The following is a 22,030-nucleotide window of genomic DNA, read 5'->3' as shown; positions in this document are numbered from 1 at the left end:
CATCAGATCAATTAATCAAGAATCACTCCTGTTACTTATATTCAAATATTTAAATTAATCAATTTATGGAAAAGACGATACAGTCTGCAAAAATCGTGTCAGGGCTTATTTTGGCCGCACTGATACTGGGAAGTGTGCTTCTGAAAGGGTACAGTTCAAAAGGCACCGCGCCTGAAAAAGCGGAGGTTAAAGAAGTGGCAAGCGGAATACCCGTGGATGGCCAGGTGATTACATCGGGTTCATTAAATGAAGAAATGACTGTCTCAGGAACACTGATGGCGTTTCAGGAAGTAAGTATTATGAGTGAACTAAATAGAAAAGTGATTTCGGTTCAGGCAAGGGAAGGCAAATTTGTAAATGCAGGAGCTTTACTATTCAAGTTGGATGATGCGGATCTGTTGGCCGAACTGGAACAATTGAAACAGCAGGAGAAATTGGTTTTGCTTAATGAGGGTAGGCTGAAAGACCTGGTAGACCGTGAAGCAGCGGTACAACAGGATTATGATCAGGCATTTACAAATCTGAAAGTAATTCAGTCGAAGATTGAGCAATTGAAAGTGATGATTGCAAAGACGAGTATCAGAGCTCCTTTCAGTGGAAATCTTGGAATTGTGAATGTGTATACCGGGGCTTACGTATCGCCCGGAACTTCTCTTGTGCAACTGACAGATAACAGTCGCCTTAAAATTGATTTCGCTGTTCCTGAAAAACACGCCAATACTCTAAAAACGGGTGATGCGGTGCAGTATCAGGTTGAATCCAACGACAAAGTACAAACTGCCAGAATCGTGGCGCACGAGTCGAGCCTGGATCCCAAAACCAGAACTTTGTTGATGCGTGCTGTTGGTAACAACGCAAGCCATGAACTCTTACCCGGACAAAGCGCCCGCTTGACATTACGTTTAAACACCTCCGGTAATGCGTTAATGATACCAAACCAGGCGCTTATTCCTTCTTCAAAAGGTTACGGTGTATTCGTAGTGGATGGCAATAAAGCTAGTTTTAAAAACATTGAAATTGGTCAGCGCAATGCGGCTACTGTGAATGTAATCAGTGGACTAGCTACTGGAGATACGCTCATTACCAGCAACATGCTACGTCTGAGCCCCAACGCGCAGATACAATTGGTGACGGTTAAGTAAATGATTTTAAGTTACTAAAATGATGATTATTGTGATGCTTTGGGTGGTGTCACCCTGAGCGGAGTCGAAGGGTAAGCAATAAAGATTGAGTTATAGAGTGACCACGCAACACTTAGCTGAATGTGCTTGGTTGCCCTGCCTTCGACTCCGCTGACAAAGGCCATACCCAGTTTGTAAAATCTTTTTACAATAAAAACTATTAAAATCTACAAGATCGAAGATATCTCTATTTTTTTCGAGCTACAACAACACAAAAAATGAGTTCTATTTCACAAACAAGCATTTCCCGACCTGTTATGGCCGGGGTGATGTCCGTACTGCTTATACTTTTCGGGATTGTGGGTTACACCTTCCTCGGAACCAGAGAATATCCCGTAACCGATTCGCCCATCGTCATGGTAACCACGGTTTATCCGGGAGCCAGCGCCGATATCATTGCCTCGCAGGTTACCAAACCACTCGAAGAAGCCATCGCCGAAGCCAACGGAATTCGTTCTGTTTCTTCCACTTCCCGTGAACAGGTGAGTATTATTACTGTTGAATTTGAGTTAAATGCCGATCTCGAAGCGGCTGCAAATGACGTTCGTGACAAGGTTTCAAAATCCCGTCAGCAATTACCAACGGACATTGAACCAACGATTGTAGAAAAAGCCGGTCCGGCAGATTTTCTCGTGTTTCTGACTGTTCAGAGCAAAACCAAAAGTCTGGAAGATGTTACGGATTTTGTCAATATCAATGTCAAAGAAAAGCTGCAATCTATTTCGGGAGTTCGTTTGGTCGATTCATATGCTGGCCGTAAACGTGCCATGCGGTTACGGATGGATCCTGTAAAATTGGCTGCTTATGGACTGACGCCCATTGATATACAAAATGCCCTGCAAAAGGAAAACGTTGATTTGCCAAGCGGACGGATTGAAGGTGCCAATACTGAGGTGACTTTGCGTACGCAGGGAAGACTGGTTACCGAAGACGATTTTAACAACATGATCCTTCGGGAAAGTGCCGGTGCTATTGTCCGGTTCAAAGATGTGGGCGAAGCGATTATGTCGTCCCAGAATGAACGGACCGCCATGATTATTTACAGTGGAAAAACGGCTGAATATGGAGTTGGTACGGGTGTGAGTCCGCAGCGTGGCGCCAATTCGCTTGCCATTGTGGATGAGTTTAAAAAACGTTTTGAAGAAATAAAAAGAACCGCTCCGAAGGAATATGAAATCGCTTTGGGTAAAGACTTTACGGTTCCTGTACGAAACTCATTGTCAGAAGTTGAAGAGACTTTATTACTAGCATTCGCGCTCGTTTCGCTGATTATATTCATCTTTTTGCGTGACTGGCGAAGTACCATCATTCCACTTGTGGCGATCCCGGTTTCGATCATATCGTCCTTTTTTATCATGTACATCGCCGGTTTTTCGATCAACGTACTGACGTTGCTGGGATTGGTTCTGGCGATCGGGCTTGTGGTCGATGATGCGATTATTGTACTGGAAAATATTTACGCAAAGGTGGAGCAGGGCATGTCGCCTATCATGGCAGCGCGGCAAGGTTCGGCAGAGATTTATTTCGCTGTTATTTCCACCACAATTACATTGGTTGCAGTATTTCTGCCGATTCTGTTTCTGGGAGGATTAACCGGGCGATTGTTTAAAGAATTCGCCATTGTTGTCGCCGGATCGGTATCCATTTCAGCCTTTGTTGCTCTCACGCTGACGCCAATGATGAGTGCCTATTTGCTCAAATCGGGTACTTCTCACAATTGGCTTTACAAGAAAACCGAGCCTTATTTTGTGAAACTCAATAATGCTTATGGCAATTCATTGGCCGCTTTCATGAAGGTTCGCTGGCTTGGATTTGTATTGCTGGCCGCTTCATTCGGCGTAGCATATTGGCTTGCGCCTAAGTTGCCGTCGGAATTGGCTCCGCTTGAAGACCGTTCGATGATTGGTCTGGCGGTGATGGCTCCCGAGGGAACTTCGTACGAAAGTATGGAAGCGAGTATGAAGGAAATCGGGAACTTTATCAGTGATTCTATTCCGGATTTGAATGAAGAACGTACCTATACTGCCGTTGCAGCGGCGGGTGGAACTTTGGCTCAGCCTGTAAATGGCGGTTTTCAGTGGATATTTCTGAAAGAACCAAAAGATCGAAAAAGCGGACTCACTCAGCAACAGATTTTCATGAAACTGGTGGCTGCTTCGGGCAAATTCAGGAATGTGCTGATCATCCCCGTTCAAACGCCGACAATTGGAGGATACGGAAATACGCAGCCGGTTCAGTATGTGGTGCAGGCGCCGGGTTTGAAAGAATTGATCGACGTGATGCCAAAATTGATGGGACAGGTTGGGAGTAATCCGAAACTGAACTTTGCTGATGCAGATTTTAAAATCAATCGTCCTGAAATCAGTATTTCCATTGACCGTCAGCGTGCTGCTCAATTGGGAATTTCAACACAATCAATCGGGCAAACTTTACAGCTTGCATTAAGTAGCCGTCGTTACGGATATTTTATCCACAACGACCGTCAATATGAAGTTATTGGTCAGCTGGATCGGGAAGACCGCTCTGCGCCTTATGACCTCCGATCGCTTTATTTGAAATCAGGAAGTGGCGAAATGGTGTCGCTCGATAACCTTACCAAATTGAATGAAGGTATCAGTCCGCCAGCGATTTACCGATACAATCAGTCATATAGCGCAACCATTTCAGCGACGCCGGCTGCGGGAGTAAGTTTGGGTGAGGCAATCAAAGAAATTGATAAAATCACAGCCAAGGAACTTCCCAAAGGTTTCAGCACTGCCCTGGCCGGACAAAGCCGTGATTACTCCGAAAGTAGTGACAGTCTCATTTTTGCATTCATTTTCGCTATCGTGCTGATTTACCTGGTTCTGGCTGCACAGTTTGAAAGTCTGATCGATCCGTTTATCATTCTTTTAACAGTTCCAATGGCATTGACTGGCGCATTGCTAAGCTTATGGTTTACAGAGCAAACGATCAATATTTTTAGCCAAATCGGAATCATTATGCTCATCGGTTTGATAACTAAAAACGGTATCCTGATCGTGGAATTTGCCAACCAAAGTAAGGAAGAAGGCAACAGCATTATCGAGTCAGCCAAGATCGCTGCGGTGTCCCGTTTCCGACCGATTTTGATGACAACCCTGGCCATGATTTTCGGTACACTACCCATCGCTTTATCGCTCGGAACAGCATCGGGCAGTCGCCAGTCACTGGGAATTGTGGTAGTAGGAGGGCTGATCTTCGCCGGGATATTGACGCTCTACGTCATTCCAGCCATTTATTCCTACTTCTCACGACCACATAAGGGACATGCGAAAGAGGAAAGTGGGGAGTTGGTTGAAGAGTTAGTGCATCATTAAAATATAACCACGGAGTTTAAGAAGAGTTTAGGTGGAGTTTCACAGAGTTTTATAACAAATCTCCGGGAAGCTCTGTGTAAACCTCCGTGGTAAATCAAACATCACAGAAAATGAAAAATTATATAAATATAAAAACAGGGTTATGGCTGGTCATTCTAGCCGTAATACCGACCATTGCCGACGCCCAAAGTCAGCCACTTTCCCTGAAACAGGCGATCGAACAGGCCAAATCACACAACCGTGATTTGCGGATTGACTCCCTCAATATCTCCAAATCCAGACAGCAAACGGAGATAACAAAGGGGTTGCTTTTACCAAGTATCGGCCTCACAGGGCAATTTCAACGTTATTTCCAACGTCCCGTTTTCTTTGGATTGAACTCAAGTTCGTCGTCGGAAGGAGTAGGTTATGGGCGTATTGGTGGATCGGAAGTGACAGGTGCGCAGGTTACTTTGGCGCAGCCGCTTTACAATGCCGGAGCCAAATACGAAATCCAGCGCAGAAAGCTTTTGGAAAAGCAAAGCCGACTCTCGTACCAGGAACGGGAAGTGGATGTGGTTGCCCAGGTGAAGCAAAATTATGTGCAATTTCTTGTATTGCAGGAGCGACTAAAACTGCAAAAAGAAAGCATTTCACGTAACAAAAAAGCACTTGCAGATTCCCGTTCGCTGCTTGCGCAGGGACGGGCCCTTCGGGTAGATACGTTGCGGGCATATACATTGGTGAAAAATCTGGAACCAGATGTTTTGAGACTCACTTATGCCTTACAAATCAGTCAGCAACAACTGAGTATTTTAGTTGGAAATGATGCAGAAACCGAGCTTGTTCTGTCCGATTCCCTGCAATTCAATGCAACGGATTCCATTCCAACGGAAACCGGCACATTGCGCAGTTCTTTGTCGCATCGTCCCGATTTTCAGATTCTCACTTTGAATAAGGAAATCAATGATAAGGAAATCGACTTATACAAATCCGCGCGATTGCCGGTGGTAAGTTTCGTAAGCCAATATCAAATTCAGACACAAACGAACAAATTTCGCTACGACCAGGCTGGCTGGCCGCCGGTTTTTTACGCAGGTATTCAGTTTTCTATTCCGTTGTTCAGCGGTATGCAAAATGTGAACAAAATCGCCTTGGGTAAAATCGAAAGACAACAGTCGGACCTGATATTCAACAATGCTCAGGAACAACTAAAAACGGAAGTTAAACAGGTAATAGCCAGTTTATATGAAGCGTCCGAACGCATTAAAACACAAGCAAATGTATCCGAAACAGCAGAATTGAGTTATTCGATAACCAAATATCGTTACGAAAAGGGTGTGGCATCCCGACTGGAACTGACTGACGCGGAGTTGGCCTTAACGACTGCCAAATCAAATTATCTGGAAGCAGTGTTCGACTATCTGTCGGCCAAAATTGAGCTGGATCGGACGATGGGGATTGTTAATGATTAATTGTGAGTTGTTTGTTAGATACTACTGATAATCGTTTCAAGTCGACTGTCGTAATCTCCTTATTTTAGGATGTTTACGACAGTTTTTTGGTTTTTAGGATTTAGCAACTTTCGTGTATATTTGATTTTTCACTTTCAGGTTAATTCCACAAAATTCTATCCAATTTCATGAAATTTTTAAAGGATGTTTTCGGTAAGAAGTCTAGCAAAACATATTCTAACAAGGACTTTTGGAATTGGTTTCTGAAAAATGAGAAGTTATTTTTTAAAGTGTTACAAGAAGGTAACAATATCGAAAAGAGCTTTTTTGATAAGCTTTCTCCAAAATTGGATCAATTAAGAGAGGGCTTTTTCTATCTGACAGGCATGTATGATCATAATACGGCCGAATTAGTGCTTACCGTGGATGGATCTGTAAAAAACATAGTTTTTGTGGAAGACCTAGTCAATTCGGCTCCTGAAATAAAAGGATGGAAATTTACCGCCCTCAAACCTGCTTCAGATATAAAAGACGCTTCTATCGAAATGTCAGACTACAAATTTAATGTTGATAATTTGAGTTTCTACTCCAACGAATTTTCTGAGTATCCGGATGAAATTGATATTGTGGTTGTTCATCAAGATTTCAGCAAAGAAGACGAATCTACTATAACTAATGGAACCTACATATTTATTGACACTTATTTGGGAGAGTTAGATTCCGTAACTGTTATCGATAATATGAGGATTGTTGGAATGGAAGACATTCAACATGATCTAGTTCCTATTGAAAAACTTAAAGATTTCCTACATTGGAGACAAAAAGAATTCATAGAAAAGTATGAAGGTGTTAGAGCGAATACTGAAGAGGATAACTTTTCAATTATGGAAGCGGAAATTGAAAATGGGAATGTGTTAATAGCCGTGATCAATACCGACCTTTTGAATTGGGATAGTAAAGCTTCACATCCTTGGATTTTAACAGTAGAAATAAAGTATGATGGCGAAAATAATAATGGGATGCCAGACGATAAAACATATAAGTTGCTTGAGGAGATTGAGGATAACTTTTTGGATGTGCTGAAGGATTTCGATGGATATCTCAATATTGGTAGGCAGACGTCGAATAATTTGAGAGAGATTTTCTTTGCCTGTAAGGATTTCAGGAAACCTTCAACTGTTGCAAATAACATTCAGAAGACTTATTCTGACAAAATTGAAATAGCATACGACATTTATAAAGACAAATATTGGCAATCCTTCGAGAGATTTAATCGCAATTGATTGAGTAAATTCATCTTTTGTCAAGTTTATTTCTTAGGGCAACCGTTCAATAAGTTTCCCTCTCTCATGACTGTCAATTAATTATCTTTGGAGAAATAAAACTAATTCGTCAAATAAAATTGAACGATAGGTTATCCTCTAAGCTAAAAACAGCGATGTTTCACATTATCGTGATCGGAGAAAGTGGCAGGGTGATTACCGAAATGGATGAGGACGACTACGAGTCTTTCATCATAAAATGCTATAATTTTCGGGAAGATAATAGTCTGGATATGCTTCGGGTTTCTTATACCGATAAGAGCGGAAAAGGTTACCTAATCACCACGGAAACACTTAACGAAATGATCGATACCTGGCTGGATCCGGGTTTTATGTTTACGATTGGTTATCCGTTGCAGTATTAATCTTAATGTTGTGAAAGAGTAAAATTGTGCTTGAATCGGTGACACAGAGTTTCACAGAGGAATCTGGAGAGACACAGAGCTATTAATTCTCACTGTCTCCTTGCGTCGACCGCTCTCTTTTTTATCTGTAAAACTCTATGTAATTTTATTTGAACTCATTTCGGACCGAACAGATCAAATGGCATTTACATATCGCACCGCAACTATTGCAGATATACCTCAGCTCAAACAGCTTGGTTTGGATTCATATGGGACATTTCAAAACGTATTAACAGAAGATAATTGGGCGAAACTGCATAGTAATTTGAGGAATGAAACTGTCTATACCGATTTGTTAAATAAGTCAACCTGCTATGTGTGTGTATACGACGAACAAATTGTCGGAATGGCATTTTTCATTCCCAATGGCAATCCCACAGAAATTTATGATGCAGGTTGGAGCTACGTTCGGATGGTTGGTGTTCATCCCGATTTTGGCGGACGTGGAATTGGCAGGGAACTGATGCAAACTTGCATTGCTGTGGCGAAAGAAACCAACGAAAAAGTGGTTGCATTGCATACATCAGAATTCATGGACGCCGCCCGGTACATTTATGAGAGTATGGGTTTTGTGAAAGTGAAAGATCTTGAAAGTCGATTTGGCAAACGATATTGGTTGTATCGGCTGGAAATATAAACACTGCTGGAGTATTTACTCTCTTGTTCACGCATCCTTAAAATCTTTTACGTAATTATCGTCTTTTATCTTTAGTGTTAAACATCTTCTAAGTCAATTAGGTAGATATTTTAACTACAAATGTTGTAAATATAAAATCATATTAACTACATTTGAGTAAATAATAAGATCATGAACCAGTATCATTTAGGGGAATTTGAGGAAGTAGTGCTTTTAACCGTAGCTGTGCTGTTTAATGAAGCCTACGGAATAGCAATTATTGACGAAATGGAAAATCGTCTGAATCGTAAAGTCAGCATCGGAGCCTTGCAGACTGTTTTGCGGAGGTTGGAAGACAAAGGATTATTGACGTCCATGTTTGGAGAAGCCACCAAGGTAAGGGGAGGGAAGCGCAAACGGTATTTTACGGTGACGCCAGAAGGACAAAAGGTTTTAAATGATGTAAAAAATCAACGGTTGGCGCTGTGGAATGCTATTCCTGAAATCGCTTTTAACTGATATTCAACATGGACGAATTCAAAAATGATGTGCCACCTAAACTAGCCCTGACTATTTTCAGATGGTTTTGCAAAGCAGAATTTCAGGAAGATATTGAAGGTGATCTGTTTGAAAGATTTTACCGACATATCCAGGAGAAAGGCATCGGTAGGGCGAAATGGTTGTTTGTCAAAGATGTTTTCCTGCTTTTTAAACCCATACTCATTTCCAATCCTTTTGAATCAGCACAACTCAATTTATCAAAAATGAAAAGGCATCATTTCACGAGATTCGCCATGATAAGTGTTCTGGCTATTGGGGCAACACTATACATTTTAAAAAATGATAGAAATCCCAAACCGGAGGAACACTTATCAGCTACATCTGTGGACTCTGACAGGATTGTCCCTGTTTTTGTAACGGCATCTATTTCAAAACAATCTGTTACGAATAAAGAATGGTCGGAATTTATACATTTTATAGAAGCGGATGCAGCCTTTTCCCATGAATATGTACAATCCATGTTACCCGATAACTGGAAAATGCAGAATGATGACAAACCGGTGTATGGCGTAAGTTGGCATCAGGCTCAGGAGTTTTGCGAATGGCGAAGTGTGCTTACAACTTATAAAAACTCACATTCTGAAATAGCTATTTTCTCCAAAATGCTGGAAAAGAATAAGTCAGCAAAGGAACTTGTTACGTATCGGCTTCCTACCGAATCAGAATTTAATGAGCTGATTACGAGTAAAAAGGTAAAAGGAAATGAAGGCTTTATTTGTGTTTATTCGGTAAAGAGAATGATATGAAGAGAAGCAGAGCGTTGTCGGGATTTTATACTTTCATGATGGAATCTAATCCCTTGATTCGTTGCGTTGTAATGATATTATTTTTTGTTAATTTGTTGAAAATCAATGTTTGTGTTGGTTGCCGCATATAAAACAAATATAAAGTCATGAAAAATCTGATCTTTTCTATTCTGATGATGAGTTGTTTGACTGCTCTGGCTCAAACCAAAAAAGTAGGAGGCCCTTGCGAAGGTTGTGAGGCCATATATGAGAATACAATTCCTTTCGAGAAACTACCTGCCTTTACAACACTTCCGGACGTAAGCTGGGATGGTAAAAAACCTTTGGGAATCAATGGAACTGTGTACAAAGCGGATGGGAAAACTCCTGCTCCCGATGTTGTACTGTATGTTTACCACACCAATGAAAAGGGTGTTTACCCCAAAAAAGGAGATGAGAAAGGCTGGGCTAAACGGCACGGATATATTCGTGGCTGGGTGAAAACAGATCAAAAGGGTTTTTACAAATTCGGGACTTTACGGCCTGCTCCTTACCCCAATGAAGATGAACCGGCTCACATTCACATTACGGTAAAAGAACCCGGTATCAACGAATACTACATCGATGAATTTTTATTCTCGGACGATCCTTTACTTACGCCGGAAAAAAGAAACAAACTTGAAAATCGTGGCGGAAGCGGTATTGTGAAACTGATAGACGTTGGTAATATGTACAAAGGCGAACGCAATATTTATCTGGGCAGAAATATTCCGAATTACCCGGCAGCAAGATGATAAGTAATTCAGTTTACCGACTTATGGCATTGTTTTTGTGGTTGTATAAGTCATAAAACAAACATAGCTAACGGCTAATTGCCAATAGCGTAAAGCCAAAACTATGAAAGCACTTACAAAAGAAGGTCGGCAAGCTATAAGCGAAATTGCTCAAAAATACAGTCTCGACCAAAGTACAGTGGAAACACTGGCAAATGCGCTAGTGAGAGGCAACGGAACCATGGCTCAGTTTAATATCCCGGAACTCGGAGGAGCCGGTCAATGGATGCGGGGCGGAATGACAATGGTTGGCGACATGTTCAACCATGGCCTGAAAGTAAAAGTGGAACAAGTTGCCGCCGAGCTTTCGGATTTGGTCTCTACAAAAATAATATTTGTGGCTGATGACGACGAAAGGCCAGTTTCGGAAGAAGTAAAGCCGGATAAATCCTGGCCAACAATTTTCGGAAGTCCTACATCCAGCGGTTCCCAGAACAATTTCAAATATGCCTACTTTGGTCCGGCGCGCCGCCTGGTTATTGAAGAAGACGGTAAACGCTATATTTACGATACGAAACATCATCAGATTTCGGGTGTATCGCAACAACAGGGGAGTGGACGCTCCTATCAGTTTACGAGCAACGATGGCACCGTGAATTTGAACGATCTATCTTTGATTTCAGAACCGGGTATTCATCAGCAGGAAACCCCTGAACTGCCTTACGACGTAGTCCATAGCCACACAGTTCAGGACGATGTCAGGCAGGCTTATAGTTCGGGAGTGGAAGTACCAACGCGTACTCCTCAGGACATCATCATAGAAACAATTGAAAAACTCAATGTGCTATTGGAGAAAGGACATATTACGGAAGAAGATTTCAAAACCAAAAAACAAGAACTTCTTGCAAGGTTATAAGTAGCTAATAGCAATTAGAGTTTAGCCGGGCGGCGCTCCGCTATTGGCTTTTAAATCAGTAAAATACAAGTTGAAATTATAGCATTTTTTTAGTACTAGTTTTTTTAAAAAGCATGGGTTGATAACGTAAATAGGGCTGCCTGAAATCAATCGGGCAGCCCTATTTGTGTAATAGTGGTGTAAGTGCAAACGGGAATTATGGCATAAGTACTTTGTCGATCACATGTATCACGCCGTTCGACTGGTACACGTCTGTAATGGTTACCTGAGCTGTATTTCCTTTGGAGTCAGTTACCCACACATCTTTTCCTTTTGTAGTGAATGTCAGTTGCTCTCCCTGAACAGTTTTGGCCATTGCTTTGCCATTTCCGTCCTTGATCATTTTTAAGACTGACTTGGAATCAACTTTACCGGGAACAACGTGATACGTCAGTACAGATGTTAAAGTCGATTTGTTTTCCGCCTTCAAAAGATTATCAACCGTACCTGCCGGAAGTGCAGCAAATGCTGAATTAACAGGAGCGAAAACGGTAAACGGACCAGCCCCGGACAATGTCTCTACCAAACCAGCGGCTTTCACAGCTGCAACCAATGTGGTGTGATCTTTGGAATTAACTGCGTTTTCAATGATGTTTTTTGATGGGTACATGGCCGCTCCGCCAACCATTACTGTTTTTTCTTTTTGGGCAAATACTCCAAAACTGGTAAACAGTGCAAATGCCAGAAGTGTGCTTTTCAATTTCAAGGATTTCATAATAAAAATAGGTTTGTGTGTTATTTTCCTGATATACGCCCCTTTGTTCCCGGCGGATTGGACGGGACAGAAAATAGATGAATTGTAAAATGAAAAACGCCTCATCCAGAGGCGTTTTAGTACTTAAAATAGAAGTAAAAGTTTTACAACCAGATGTTATTAACGCATCAGGGAAGCGGATCTCCCGGCGTTTTTGTTTTCGGGTCAAAAATGGCAACACCTACTTTCGAGTCTGCACAGCCATAGTATAGCAGCCATTTGTTTTTGAAATAAACCATACCTTCAATAAATACAGTTCCAGCGGCATACTGGCCACTTTTTTCGAACGCTTCCATCGGCCTGAAAAACGGAACATCCATTCTTGCCAAAACTTTTGTAGGATCATTTTTATCAAATAAAACCTGGCCGGCACAATAGCTGTTCGGCGTAAAGCGCAAATCTCCGTCGGCCCCCTTATCATTTTTTCCATTGTACATGAGTACAATTCCCTTGTCGGTTAATATCGCCGGAGGGCCACATTCGGTAAGATTGCTGTCGAAAAATCCTTTTCTCGGGGAAATAAGATTAATCAGGTTTCCGCTATTATCAACCACAGGCTCCCAGTTGACAAGGTCTGTGGAAGTAGCTACATTCACATGCGCTTCACCAAAATACAGCCAGTATTTTCCATTTATTTTAGCAATGACCTGTTTACCTTTTTCAAGTTTGGTCAGTATCGATCCCGATTTCGTCCATATATTATTGAACTTGCCATCGTATGCTTTTTTAAAAGCGGGGCCGTGTTTCTCCCATTCTATCAAATCTCGTGAAGTTGCCACCCCAATACGCGCTTTGTCCTGGTTCCATTGGGTGTAAAAAATGACGTAAAGGCCGTCTTCCGTAACCGCCACACGCGGATCTTCACATCCACCGGGCCATTCATTGTCTTTCTGGCTGTCGTCGGCTGGGAAGAGTACAGGTGTTTTTCTACGGGTGAAATTAATTCCATCGGAGCTTTGCGCATAGCCGATCCGGGAGGTTCTCTTACCTATTGCTTTGCCGGCTTTATCTTCGGCACGATAGAGCACCACGATTTTTCCATCTTTGATTGTAGCAGCCGGATTGAACGTGTCGTTGGACTCCCAATCAATATTCCGTTGTGTCATCGGGCACAGGAAGCTGGAAGTACTGTCAGGTGAAATAACAGGATTCACGCCCGCAGGTCTTACAAACCCACCAAACGCCCAGTCTGGCAAGGCGTTATTAGTCTGCGCATTTGCATTGCAGGCAAGGAGTGAAATCAAAAGAAGGCAATAGCCAGTAAAACGTCTCATGAATAGTCGGTTTAGTTTGAAGAACTCAAAGTTAGGTTCATTTCACTATTCATGGGTTTTTTATTGTTATTTTGTTTATAAACTGGTTTGAAAACAAAAAATCCTGCACAGGTTAAACCATGCAGGATCCTATTGGAATCAAAACATATCCGGAGCTTATTTGTTGGCAACAAGACTTACATCAAGCGTAAAATCATTGTCAATCGCTTTATCCCCCAGATTTTCGAAGAAATTAGATGAGCGGAATTTGATATCGTATTTCGTACGATCCACTACAATTTTTGCATCAGCAGTTACCTTTTTCGCGTCAGCTTTTACAGTTGCAGGAAATTTGATATCACTTGTAATTCCTTTGATAGTCAGTTTGCCAGCTACATCATAAGTACCAGCTGCTTTTGGAGTTACCGAAGTGATCACAAACTGCGCCTGTGGGTGCGCTTCTACGTCAAAGAAATCCTTATTTTTCAAATGTCCCGTTAGTTTTCCATTCATGTCGGCATCTTTCACGTCTGTTACCGTCAGGTTTTTAACGTCAAGTACAAAGCTCCCGCCTTTAAGTTTGTCTCCGTCGAGAATAAGCGTTCCGCTGTTGATGGGTACATTACCTGCATGTGTGCCAGTTACTTTTTTTGCACCCCATTCAATTTTACTGCTTTTAGTATCCACAGTCAGTTTTTTGTCTGCCTTACCCGGACCACCTGCAAATACAGCAGAATTGGCTAATACGCCTGCCAAAAGAAACACAAAGATTTTTTTCATAATTGTCCTGTTTTTTTGATTTTGAATTGTAAAGAGACTGAATACTAAATTAAACATATATTAAACTCTGAAATTGTATTCGCACGTAATATAATAGCGATCAGCCAACCGGCACCTCCGCAAAGTTTACTGAACTCAGCCGTTGCAGGATTTGCTTGCCTTCCGGCCAGTCTTCCAGCTTGGAAACTGCATTGATATGACCTTTCTTGCCCAGATTCACAAATTCACTTCCCCAGGTCTCTGCAAAGTGTTGGGACCTGGCTATGGAGGCATATATATCGTTTGTACTGGCAACCACAATACTTTTAAATGGTAAAGGTTTGGCAGGAATAGGGCGGAAGCCAACCACAAAATTTAGCCTTTTCGACAACTCTGCATCAGCAGGAGCCACCAACAATGCACCTTTTATATATTCCGACTGAAACTCCTGAGCCCAATGCGCTACGGTAATACAGCCTAAACTATGTGCAATGAGAATCGTTGGTTCGGTAAGTTTACTAACGGTTTCCTGTAATCGGGGTACCCACTCATCTTTTACAGGCCAGTCCCAGTTTTCCTGCTCAGCCCTGTTGAAAAGGTGTGGATATTGCGTTTCCCATATCGTTTGCCAATGATTAGGCCCCGAACTTGCCAGCCCCGGAACCGTCAGAAAGCGCTTGCTCATATTTTATATTTAATTGGATGAAGTTGTCGAATTCTAATTTTTTAACTTTTAAGCTATTAGCCCCCATCAGCTAATTTACTTTCTATCCGCTACGCAGCGAAAACCAAGATTGTTACTCCCGCTTGTCACTTCCCCTTTTCCCCGGCTACCTGCTTTATAGCGTATACAATAGTCATCACTACATAAAAACGACCCGCCACGCTGCACCCGTTTCACAGCACCCGGTTCGTCCGGATCATAACTGTCCGACGGACCTTGGGGGTTTTTCGCACTGCTTTTTTGGTAAGCGTCAGGACGATAAAAATCTTCACACCACTCCCACACATTACCGTCCATGTCATACAATCCGTAGCCATTAGCAGGAAACGATTTTACCGGAGCCGCGCCAATGTAGCCATCTTCGTTTGTATTCTTATCCGGAAAATGTCCCTGATAAATATTGGCAACCCATTTTTTGCCCGGTTTTAGCTCGTTGCCCCAATAATATTTCTGCTCGTTCTTTCCGCCTCTGGCAGCATACTCCCATTCGGCCTCGGTAGGTAATCGTTTTCCAGCCCATTTGGCATAAGCGGCTGCATCTTCATGCGAAACGTGGACTACCGGATAATTTTCCCTGCCTTTAATTGAGCTGCCTTTTCCTTCCGGCTGTGCCCAGTTTGCACCGGGCACGTAACTCCACCATTGCAGCGGATTGTTCAACGAAACCTGCGTGGGGGTTGGGGTAAAAACCGCCGAGCCCGGTACCAGCTTGTCAGCAGGTACATCCGGATAATCTGCCGGATTGAGCGGTCTTTCGGCTACCGTTTTGTAATTCGTCGCAGCAACAAATTTCGCAAACTGAGCATTTGTTACTTCGTGTGCATCAATATAAAAACCATTTATCGTTACTTCATGAACAGGGCGGGAATCCGGGAACTCATCTGAGCCCATCAAAAATTCCCCTCCATGTATCCACACCATTCCGGTGGTATCTGTTTTTCCTGCAACAAGGGAAGCATTCTGAATGGCAGATGCTCGTGAAGGAATACCTTCCGCAATGCAGTGTGCCAGACTGTCTGCTGTCTTTTCCGCTGCTGTCTTTTTAGTATCACAACTTATGCCAATTGCCGCTGTCAATGCTAGCAGACATGTAAGCTTCAACTGTGGAAAAAATGATTTTGAATGAAACTGCATATTACTTTTTTGCCTTTGCTAAAATCTCCAACGCCTCATTGTCCTCATATTGAACCATAGATTGTTTCAGCCGCGTTTTGAGGTCACCGACTATTTTATCAGTATCTGCCTGACCATATAAATTTTTCATTTCTGATGGATCCGTTTTTAGATCATACAACTCCCACGAATCTGCCCCGCCGTAGAAATAAGCCAGTTTATAACGTTCTGTTCTGATACCAAAATGAGGATACACATGATGTGGCTCAGGGAATTCGTAATAATGATAATAGGCATCCTTGCGCCATGGCGTTTTTGCCGTTGCTGTATTTGTTTTAAGCAAAGGTAAAAACGATTTTCCCTGAATATCAGTAGGTATTTTTGTGCCGGCGATGTTGAGCACAGTTGGAGCCCAGTCTATATTTAAAACGAGTTGATCTACCTGGGAGCCAGGTTTTACAACGCCGGGATAACGAATTACAAAAGGCGTTTTGAGCGATTCTTCATAAATAAACCGTTTGTCGAACCAGCCATGTTCGCCCATGTAAAATCCTTGGTCGGAAGCGTATATCACCACGGTATTTTTAGCCAGACCTGTTTTGTCAAGATAGTCGAGCAGTTTGCCGATGTTGCGATCCAGGGAATTGGCAGTGGAAAGGTAATCTTTAATATACCGCTGATATTTCCATTCTGTAAGCGCCTTACCTGTTAATTTTTTAGCCTCAGGTTCTTTGGAAATCTTATCGTAATAGGCTTTAAATACCTTTTGCTGTTCCGGGCTGAACCGGTTGTATGTCCAGTCTTTCTCATAATTGACGTTTACTTTCAGATCCTGTTGCAGTCGCATTGTTTTTTCAATGGTCATGTCCTGATCTTTTGCAGCAGCCCGTCCCTGATAATCGTCATAAAAGTTTACAGGCAAAGGAAAGTCTACATCATCGTACGCGCCAAGGTCCTGCAAGTCGGGCAGCCACTCGCGATGGGTAGCTTTGTGCCCAACAATGAGGAAAAACGGTTTGGCATTATCCCGCTTTTCGAGCCAATCTGTTGAAAACTGCGTAATCACATCCGATACATATCCATTGTAACGGGTGGTGTCATTGGGCTGGCTTATGAAATCAGGGTTATAGTAATTCCCTTGTCCGGGCAGAATGTTCCAATAGTCGAAGCCCTTGGGCAGGCTGTTGAGGTGCATTTTCCCAATCCAGGCTGTCTGATAGCCGTTTTGTTGCAGAAGCTCGGGGAATAAAGTTTGATTGGTGTTAAATTTTGTGTTGTCGTTACGTTTATAGCCGTTTTTGTGGCTGTACTTTCCGGTAAGCAAGGTCGCACGGCTTGGCCCGCATATCGAATTCGTAACCACATTATTGGTTAACAAAGCACCTTCTCTCGCCAAACGGTCAATATTTGGTGTCTTTGCATATTTGTTTCCGTAAGCACCAATAGCCTGATAGGCGTGATCATCGGAGAAGATGAAAATAATATTGGGTTTTGCAGCAGATTGAGCTCTGATTGCGGTTGGTACTAACAATAAAACCACGGCCATTAGCCGGACATATTGTGGGAAAAGTAAAATCCGGAATTTCATATAAGTACCTTTATAGTGGGCCGCTGCCTGAGTTTAGTAGTCTATAAGTTTAGTAGACAAATTACGCCTTTCTTCATATCAATACCAAATATAAACACAGCATCAGGAATAAATAAAAGTAAACATTGGTCTGAAGCAAAAAAAGGAAGTATGCGCAAGCATACTTCCTTTTCGGTTATAAAATTCCAATCTTATTTGATTGAACTTTTCAACGACTGTGCCATTTCAAGATGATGTTGCAGCGTTGGAACCTTACCAGCTGCCCAGGCCTTAATTTCAGGATCTTTTGCATCTTTTGCAACCTCCTGGAAATCATCTACGTCTTCTTTGTGATCATCGACCATAAACGCAGCATAGGCTTTATCGAAATCCTTCCCTTTCTTGGAAGCCATATCGTCTACTTTCTTTTGTTTGTCATCGCTCAAAGACATTGGCAGGGAAATGTTTTTCGTTTTTGCCAATGCAATTAGTTCTTCATTTGCCTTACTGTGGTCTGTAACCATTGTTTTACCGAATTCCTTTACAGCCGATGATGCGCCGTTTGTCTGGGCGAGTTCACCAAGCTTTACCTCCATCATTCCACCGTCAGCGGCAGCAACTGCAAACTCTGTATCGTCTTCTACCTTGGTGTCTTCAAATTTTTGTTCATTCTGTTCCTCAGCAACGTCTTTGCTGTCCTCAGATTTGTTGGAATTACAAGATGTAAATGCCATCATAGAGGCTATTATCATGGAACTTAATATGATCTTTTTCATAATTTTTAAAACATTTAATGTGAATGTTGAGGGAACTTTTTAAAAAATTATGCCAGCAGAACTTTCTGGAAGCTCAAAATGAAGTCGGACAATTAATTCATCTGCTAAATCCTTTAAAGTTCGATTATAGTAAATGATGTAGGAAAGATGAGAAGGATTACCATTTGGGTAAAAGAAATACTAAATTTGGGCAAAAGAATTTGCTGCTATCTGGTGCAAATATCTTTGCTAGTATACGAATCACATTTAAGAGGTGTTTTTAGTACCAATGGAAGAAAATAGACCCGTTCATATCTTATTGGCGGACGATGACGATGATGATACATCTCTTTTTAAAGAGGCGTTGGAGCATATACAGATTCCCAGCAGGCTTGATGTAGCCGAAAACGGGATGGAGCTTATGAATAAATTGCAGGGCTGCCCGGATAAACCTAATCTGATATTTCTGGATATGAACATGCCGGTTAAGAATGGGTTGGAGTGCCTTATCGAGATCAGAAATTCTGCTGTTTACAAGGAAGTTCCGGTAGTCATATTGTCTACTTCGGTGGCTGATTATTTACTAGAAGCAGCGTTTGAAGCAGGAGCAAATCTCTACATTCAGAAACCCAATAGCTTCTCAGGATTGGTAGATATTATCAAAAAATGCCTTACAGAAAAGGATTCCATGAATAAAGCAAAGGGGCTGGAACAATTTTTGATAAAGTTTAACAGTTAGCCAAATCCCAGTTTTAAGCATGAATGAACTGTCTGTTTCCATAGAGGATCAGGATTCTTTTTTAAATAGCCTTCGAAACAATACTGCGGACAGCCATAAGCAGTTGGAAGAGAATGAAATATCCGCAGCGATACTCTCACCTGAGGTTACCATAGCGGATTATCAAGAATATATCAGCAGAATGTATGGTGTAATTGCGGGGTGTGAGAGAAAGGTGTTTCCTGCGTTGTCGGGCATATTTGCAGATTTAAGCGAGCGCGAAAAATCTTCTTTAATTATAAATGACCTTTATAAAACAGGTTTACAGCAGGCAGAAATTGAGCAGCTTCCTGTATGCGATTTTGACTTTTCTACCACAGGAGAGGCGCTTGGAATCATGTACGTTCTGGAAGGATCAACACTGGGAGGCAGAGTTTTATTGAAGCATATTCAAAAAACACTCGGTTTAGGTGAATCTGATGGAGTGTCGTTTTTCTATGGATACGGATCCGAAACAGGAAAAATGTGGAAGAGTTTTATTACTCGCTTTTCCGAATATGCAATTACAAATAACTGTGAGCAGGAAGTAATATCAAGTGCTGCTCAAACATTTACGGTTATAGATGGTTGGCTTAGCCACGGCAAATCTCTTTAAGAACGCCGTGTTGAATAACGTTTGCTACATGAACATCAAAGATATAGTTAACCGCGATATTGTTAATCTGACCAACTGTGAAAGCGAACCCATTCATATTCCGGGAAGCATTCAGCCTCATGGGTTTTTGTTGGGTCTGAAAGAAGACGATCATATTGACTTTTGCAGTAATAATGTAGTTGACTTCATAGGTTACACTCCGGGGCAGCTGTTGGGGAAACCTCTTTCGTTGGTTTTCGACGAAGCACAATATAACAGCTTTCTCACCTACAAAGGCGGTGAACGAACCAATTCTGCAAGACCATTCGTATTTTCCCATAACGAAACAAACTACAACACAACTGTACACAAAAGCGGAGAAACGCTGATTCTCGAGTTTGAGCCGTTTCCGGATGGCATACTCGATCTGCCGGATTTGTATAACCAAACCAGGAAGTTCGTTTCCCTGATGGAGAAGAACAATCATCTGGTGGATCTGTGTAACGACATAGCAGTGGAAACGCGGGCCATCACCGGTTATGATCGCGTGATGATCTACCGGTTCGATCCCGAATATAACGGGGAAGTGATAGCAGAAAGCAAGAGAGAAGATCTGAATTCATTTTCTGGACAAAAATATCCGCATACCGATATTCCGGTACAAGCAAGAGAGTTGTACATCAAAAATCCGGTGCGGATGATCGTGGATATGGATTATGTTCCTGTTCCCGTGCTTACCCTGGATCACCAGAATAACAGGAGCAATCAGTCGCTGGACCTGAGTCTTTCTGTGTTAAGAAGCGTGTCGCCCATTCATGTAGAATATCTCAAAAACATGGGTGTCGGAGCAACGCTCACGATATCATTATTGCAAAACAACCGGCTGTGGGGACTGATCGCCTGCCACCATTATTCTCCCAAAATACTGCCTTACTATTCCCGGTTAACTGCTTTGCTTCACGGGCATTTCCTTACATCTCAGATCGCCGTGCGGGAAGTTGCGGAAGAGTTCGAAGTGGCACAGGCTGTGGATAAAGCACTGTCGGATTCGCTTCTGATTCTCGATCAGAAGGAAAATTTTATTGAAGAAAACCATAACCTTCCCTCATTGCTGGAAATGGTCAACGCAACGGGGTTTGTGATCTATTACAGAGGAAAGCTTTACAAAAACGGAAATGTTCCGGAAAACGAAGATCTGATCCCGCTTTTAAAGACACTGTCGGAAAAATATCCTACCGCCAGTTTCCATACGGAACGCCTGATGGACATTTGGGATGAGGGTGAGAAATTATCAAAATATGCTGCCGGAATAGTTTATCATTCGATTGCAGCCGGTACTCCCGATGGCATCTTGTGGATGCGTGCCGAACGGAGGGAAACGATCAACTGGGCAGGTAATCCGTATAAAACTACCGGATTGCCGGAAGATGCAGGAAAGAGACTTTCGCCGCGTAAATCGTTCGAGTTTTGGTTGGAGGAGGTGAAAAATAAAAGTGCGTTGTGGAGAAAATCCGAAATTCATGCTGCTGCCAGTTTCGCATACGCCTTACAGAAGCACATCAATTTGCGTTATGTGAGAAGTCAGGAGAGTAGTAACAGAATATTGAATGAGGAGCTGAAAGCAGCGAATAAAGAACTGGCTAACCTGAATTGGATCAGTACGCACGACTTGAAAGAACCTTTACGGAAAATACAGATTTTTGCATCGAAGATACTGGACAGAGAGCATGTCGATGTATCGGCTCAGGTTAAAGACTCTGTACAGCGCATGCGATTTGCAGCTGAAAAAATGCAGTTGCTTATTGAAGATATTCTAACCTATTCCAAGGCGGGTAACATGGATAAGGTGTATGAGTACATCGACATGAACGTGATATTGAAGCGCGTCTTGGAAGAATTGTGTGATACCATCGAAGATAAGAAGGCACTTGTTACCTCTTCATCGCTACCCACTTTAAATGTTATTCCATTCCAGATCCACCAGCTGCTCGTGAACCTGATCAGTAACGCTTTGAAATTTTCAGTTGACGGTGTACATCCTGAGATAGAAATTGGAGTACAAACTGTTTCTGCATTTCAGGTTCCGGATGTTAAAACTGATTCGGTTCGTGATTTTTACGCAATTTCAGTCAGGGACAACGGTATTGGTTTTGAAAAGGAATATGAGGGAAGGATATTTGGTGTTTTTCAAAGACTTCATCCTGCTAACAAATATCCGGGAACGGGTATCGGGTTGGCCATTTGTAAAAAGATTATGGAAAATCACAACGGATATATAGTTGCTGATTCCGAGTTAGGAAAAGGTTCTACCTTTACGATTTATTTTCCCCGGGAAGAGACCAACTGAATGTATCTCAGCTGAGTACATTGTTCCTCATCAATTCGCCTTCTGGTTTAGTTGATGAGGTTTTTTTTGACTGAAAAGCGCTTTCTTTTACAATAGCT

The 22,030-nt window shown here is 42.2% G+C and carries 20 protein-coding genes; 13 read left to right on the top strand and 7 right to left on the bottom strand.

Going from position 1 to position 22,030, the window contains the following annotated elements; genetic code table 11:
* The first annotated feature begins 65 nt into the window (after positions 1–65).
* From LZG71_RS15645 to LZG71_RS15600, 10 genes are all read left to right on the top strand, one after another.
* Positions 66–1,142: an efflux RND transporter periplasmic adaptor subunit gene (locus LZG71_RS15645; RefSeq protein ID WP_233821890.1), complete on the top strand. Its 1,077-nt coding sequence runs from the start codon at positions 66–68 to the stop codon at positions 1,140–1,142.
* Between the two features lie 257 nt (positions 1,143–1,399).
* Entirely contained in the window at positions 1,400–4,519 is a 3,120-nt protein-coding gene (locus LZG71_RS15640; RefSeq protein WP_233821888.1) for an efflux RND transporter permease subunit, read from the top strand.
* Positions 4,520–4,629: 110 nt separating this feature from the next.
* Positions 4,630–5,973, top strand: a complete 1,344-nt coding sequence (locus LZG71_RS15635; protein WP_233821886.1) for a TolC family protein — start codon at positions 4,630–4,632, stop codon at positions 5,971–5,973.
* Between the two features lie 167 nt (positions 5,974–6,140).
* A complete protein-coding gene (locus tag LZG71_RS15630) occupies positions 6,141–7,235 on the top strand; it encodes a DUF695 domain-containing protein (RefSeq protein WP_233821884.1) in 1,095 nt (364 codons plus the stop codon).
* A gap of 155 nt (positions 7,236–7,390) precedes the next feature.
* Positions 7,391–7,639: a hypothetical protein gene (locus LZG71_RS15625; RefSeq protein WP_233821882.1), complete on the top strand. Its 249-nt coding sequence runs from the start codon at positions 7,391–7,393 to the stop codon at positions 7,637–7,639.
* 178 nt (positions 7,640–7,817) lie between these two features.
* Positions 7,818–8,315 (top strand): GNAT family N-acetyltransferase, encoded by a 498-nt coding sequence (locus LZG71_RS15620; RefSeq protein WP_233821880.1) that lies wholly within the window; start codon positions 7,818–7,820, stop codon positions 8,313–8,315.
* A gap of 171 nt (positions 8,316–8,486) precedes the next feature.
* Positions 8,487–8,813 carry a PadR family transcriptional regulator gene (locus LZG71_RS15615; RefSeq protein WP_233821878.1) on the top strand — a complete coding sequence of 109 codons (327 nt, stop codon included), beginning with the start codon at positions 8,487–8,489 and terminating at the stop codon, positions 8,811–8,813.
* 8 nt (positions 8,814–8,821) lie between these two features.
* Positions 8,822–9,601 (top strand): permease prefix domain 2-containing transporter, encoded by a 780-nt coding sequence (locus LZG71_RS15610; RefSeq protein WP_233821876.1) that lies wholly within the window; start codon positions 8,822–8,824, stop codon positions 9,599–9,601.
* A 146-nt stretch (positions 9,602–9,747) separates the two neighbouring features.
* Entirely contained in the window at positions 9,748–10,374 is a 627-nt protein-coding gene (locus LZG71_RS15605) for an intradiol ring-cleavage dioxygenase (RefSeq protein WP_233821875.1), read from the top strand.
* 103 nt (positions 10,375–10,477) lie between these two features.
* On the top strand, positions 10,478–11,269 hold the full coding sequence (locus LZG71_RS15600; protein WP_233821873.1) for an SHOCT domain-containing protein: 792 nt from the start codon (positions 10,478–10,480) through the stop codon (positions 11,267–11,269).
* Between the two features lie 196 nt (positions 11,270–11,465).
* Here the strand turns inward: LZG71_RS15600 and LZG71_RS15595 are convergent, their stop codons facing one another.
* From LZG71_RS15595 to LZG71_RS15565, 7 genes are all read right to left on the bottom strand, one after another.
* Positions 11,466–12,023, bottom strand: a complete 558-nt coding sequence (locus LZG71_RS15595) for a fasciclin domain-containing protein (RefSeq protein ID WP_233821871.1) — start codon at positions 12,021–12,023, stop codon at positions 11,466–11,468.
* Positions 12,024–12,190: 167 nt separating this feature from the next.
* Positions 12,191–13,336: a glycoside hydrolase family 130 protein gene (locus tag LZG71_RS15590; RefSeq protein ID WP_233821869.1), complete on the bottom strand. Its 1,146-nt coding sequence runs from the start codon at positions 13,334–13,336 to the stop codon at positions 12,191–12,193.
* Between the two features lie 156 nt (positions 13,337–13,492).
* The gene (locus LZG71_RS15585) at positions 13,493–14,095 is read right to left on the bottom strand and encodes a YceI family protein (protein WP_233821867.1); all 603 of its coding nucleotides are present in this window, start codon (positions 14,093–14,095) and stop codon (positions 13,493–13,495) included.
* 100 nt (positions 14,096–14,195) lie between these two features.
* Complete coding sequence (locus LZG71_RS15580) at positions 14,196–14,759, bottom strand: alpha/beta hydrolase (RefSeq protein WP_233821865.1); 564 nt, start codon at positions 14,757–14,759, stop codon at positions 14,196–14,198.
* Positions 14,760–14,834: 75 nt separating this feature from the next.
* On the bottom strand, positions 14,835–15,932 hold the full coding sequence (locus LZG71_RS15575; protein ID WP_233821863.1) for a formylglycine-generating enzyme family protein: 1,098 nt from the start codon (positions 15,930–15,932) through the stop codon (positions 14,835–14,837).
* Between the two features lies 1 nt (position 15,933).
* Positions 15,934–17,457, bottom strand: a complete 1,524-nt coding sequence (locus LZG71_RS15570) for a sulfatase (protein WP_409013637.1) — start codon at positions 17,455–17,457, stop codon at positions 15,934–15,936.
* Between the two features lie 233 nt (positions 17,458–17,690).
* Entirely contained in the window at positions 17,691–18,254 is a 564-nt protein-coding gene (locus tag LZG71_RS15565; RefSeq protein ID WP_233821859.1) for a DUF4142 domain-containing protein, read from the bottom strand.
* Positions 18,255–18,522: 268 nt separating this feature from the next.
* On the opposite strand from LZG71_RS15565, the gene LZG71_RS15560 reads away from it, so the two are divergent.
* From LZG71_RS15560 to LZG71_RS15550, 3 genes are read left to right on the top strand one after another with little or no spacing between them, the layout of a single operon-like run.
* Positions 18,523–18,972 carry a response regulator gene (locus LZG71_RS15560; RefSeq protein ID WP_233821857.1) on the top strand — a complete coding sequence of 150 codons (450 nt, stop codon included), beginning with the start codon at positions 18,523–18,525 and terminating at the stop codon, positions 18,970–18,972.
* A 19-nt stretch (positions 18,973–18,991) separates the two neighbouring features.
* The gene (locus tag LZG71_RS15555) at positions 18,992–19,606 is read left to right on the top strand and encodes a biliverdin-producing heme oxygenase (RefSeq protein WP_233821855.1); all 615 of its coding nucleotides are present in this window, start codon (positions 18,992–18,994) and stop codon (positions 19,604–19,606) included.
* A 28-nt stretch (positions 19,607–19,634) separates the two neighbouring features.
* Positions 19,635–21,932, top strand: coding sequence for an ATP-binding protein (locus LZG71_RS15550; RefSeq protein WP_233821853.1), 2,298 nt, complete (start codon positions 19,635–19,637; stop codon positions 21,930–21,932).
* The last annotated feature ends 98 nt before the right edge of the window (positions 21,933–22,030 follow it).

This window comes from Dyadobacter sp. CY312, from assembly GCF_021390535.1.
Classification (GTDB): Bacteria; Bacteroidota; Bacteroidia; order Cytophagales; family Spirosomataceae; genus Dyadobacter.
The sequence above is the reverse complement of the archived record's forward strand: the minus strand, read 5'-3'. Positions and strand labels throughout refer to the sequence as shown.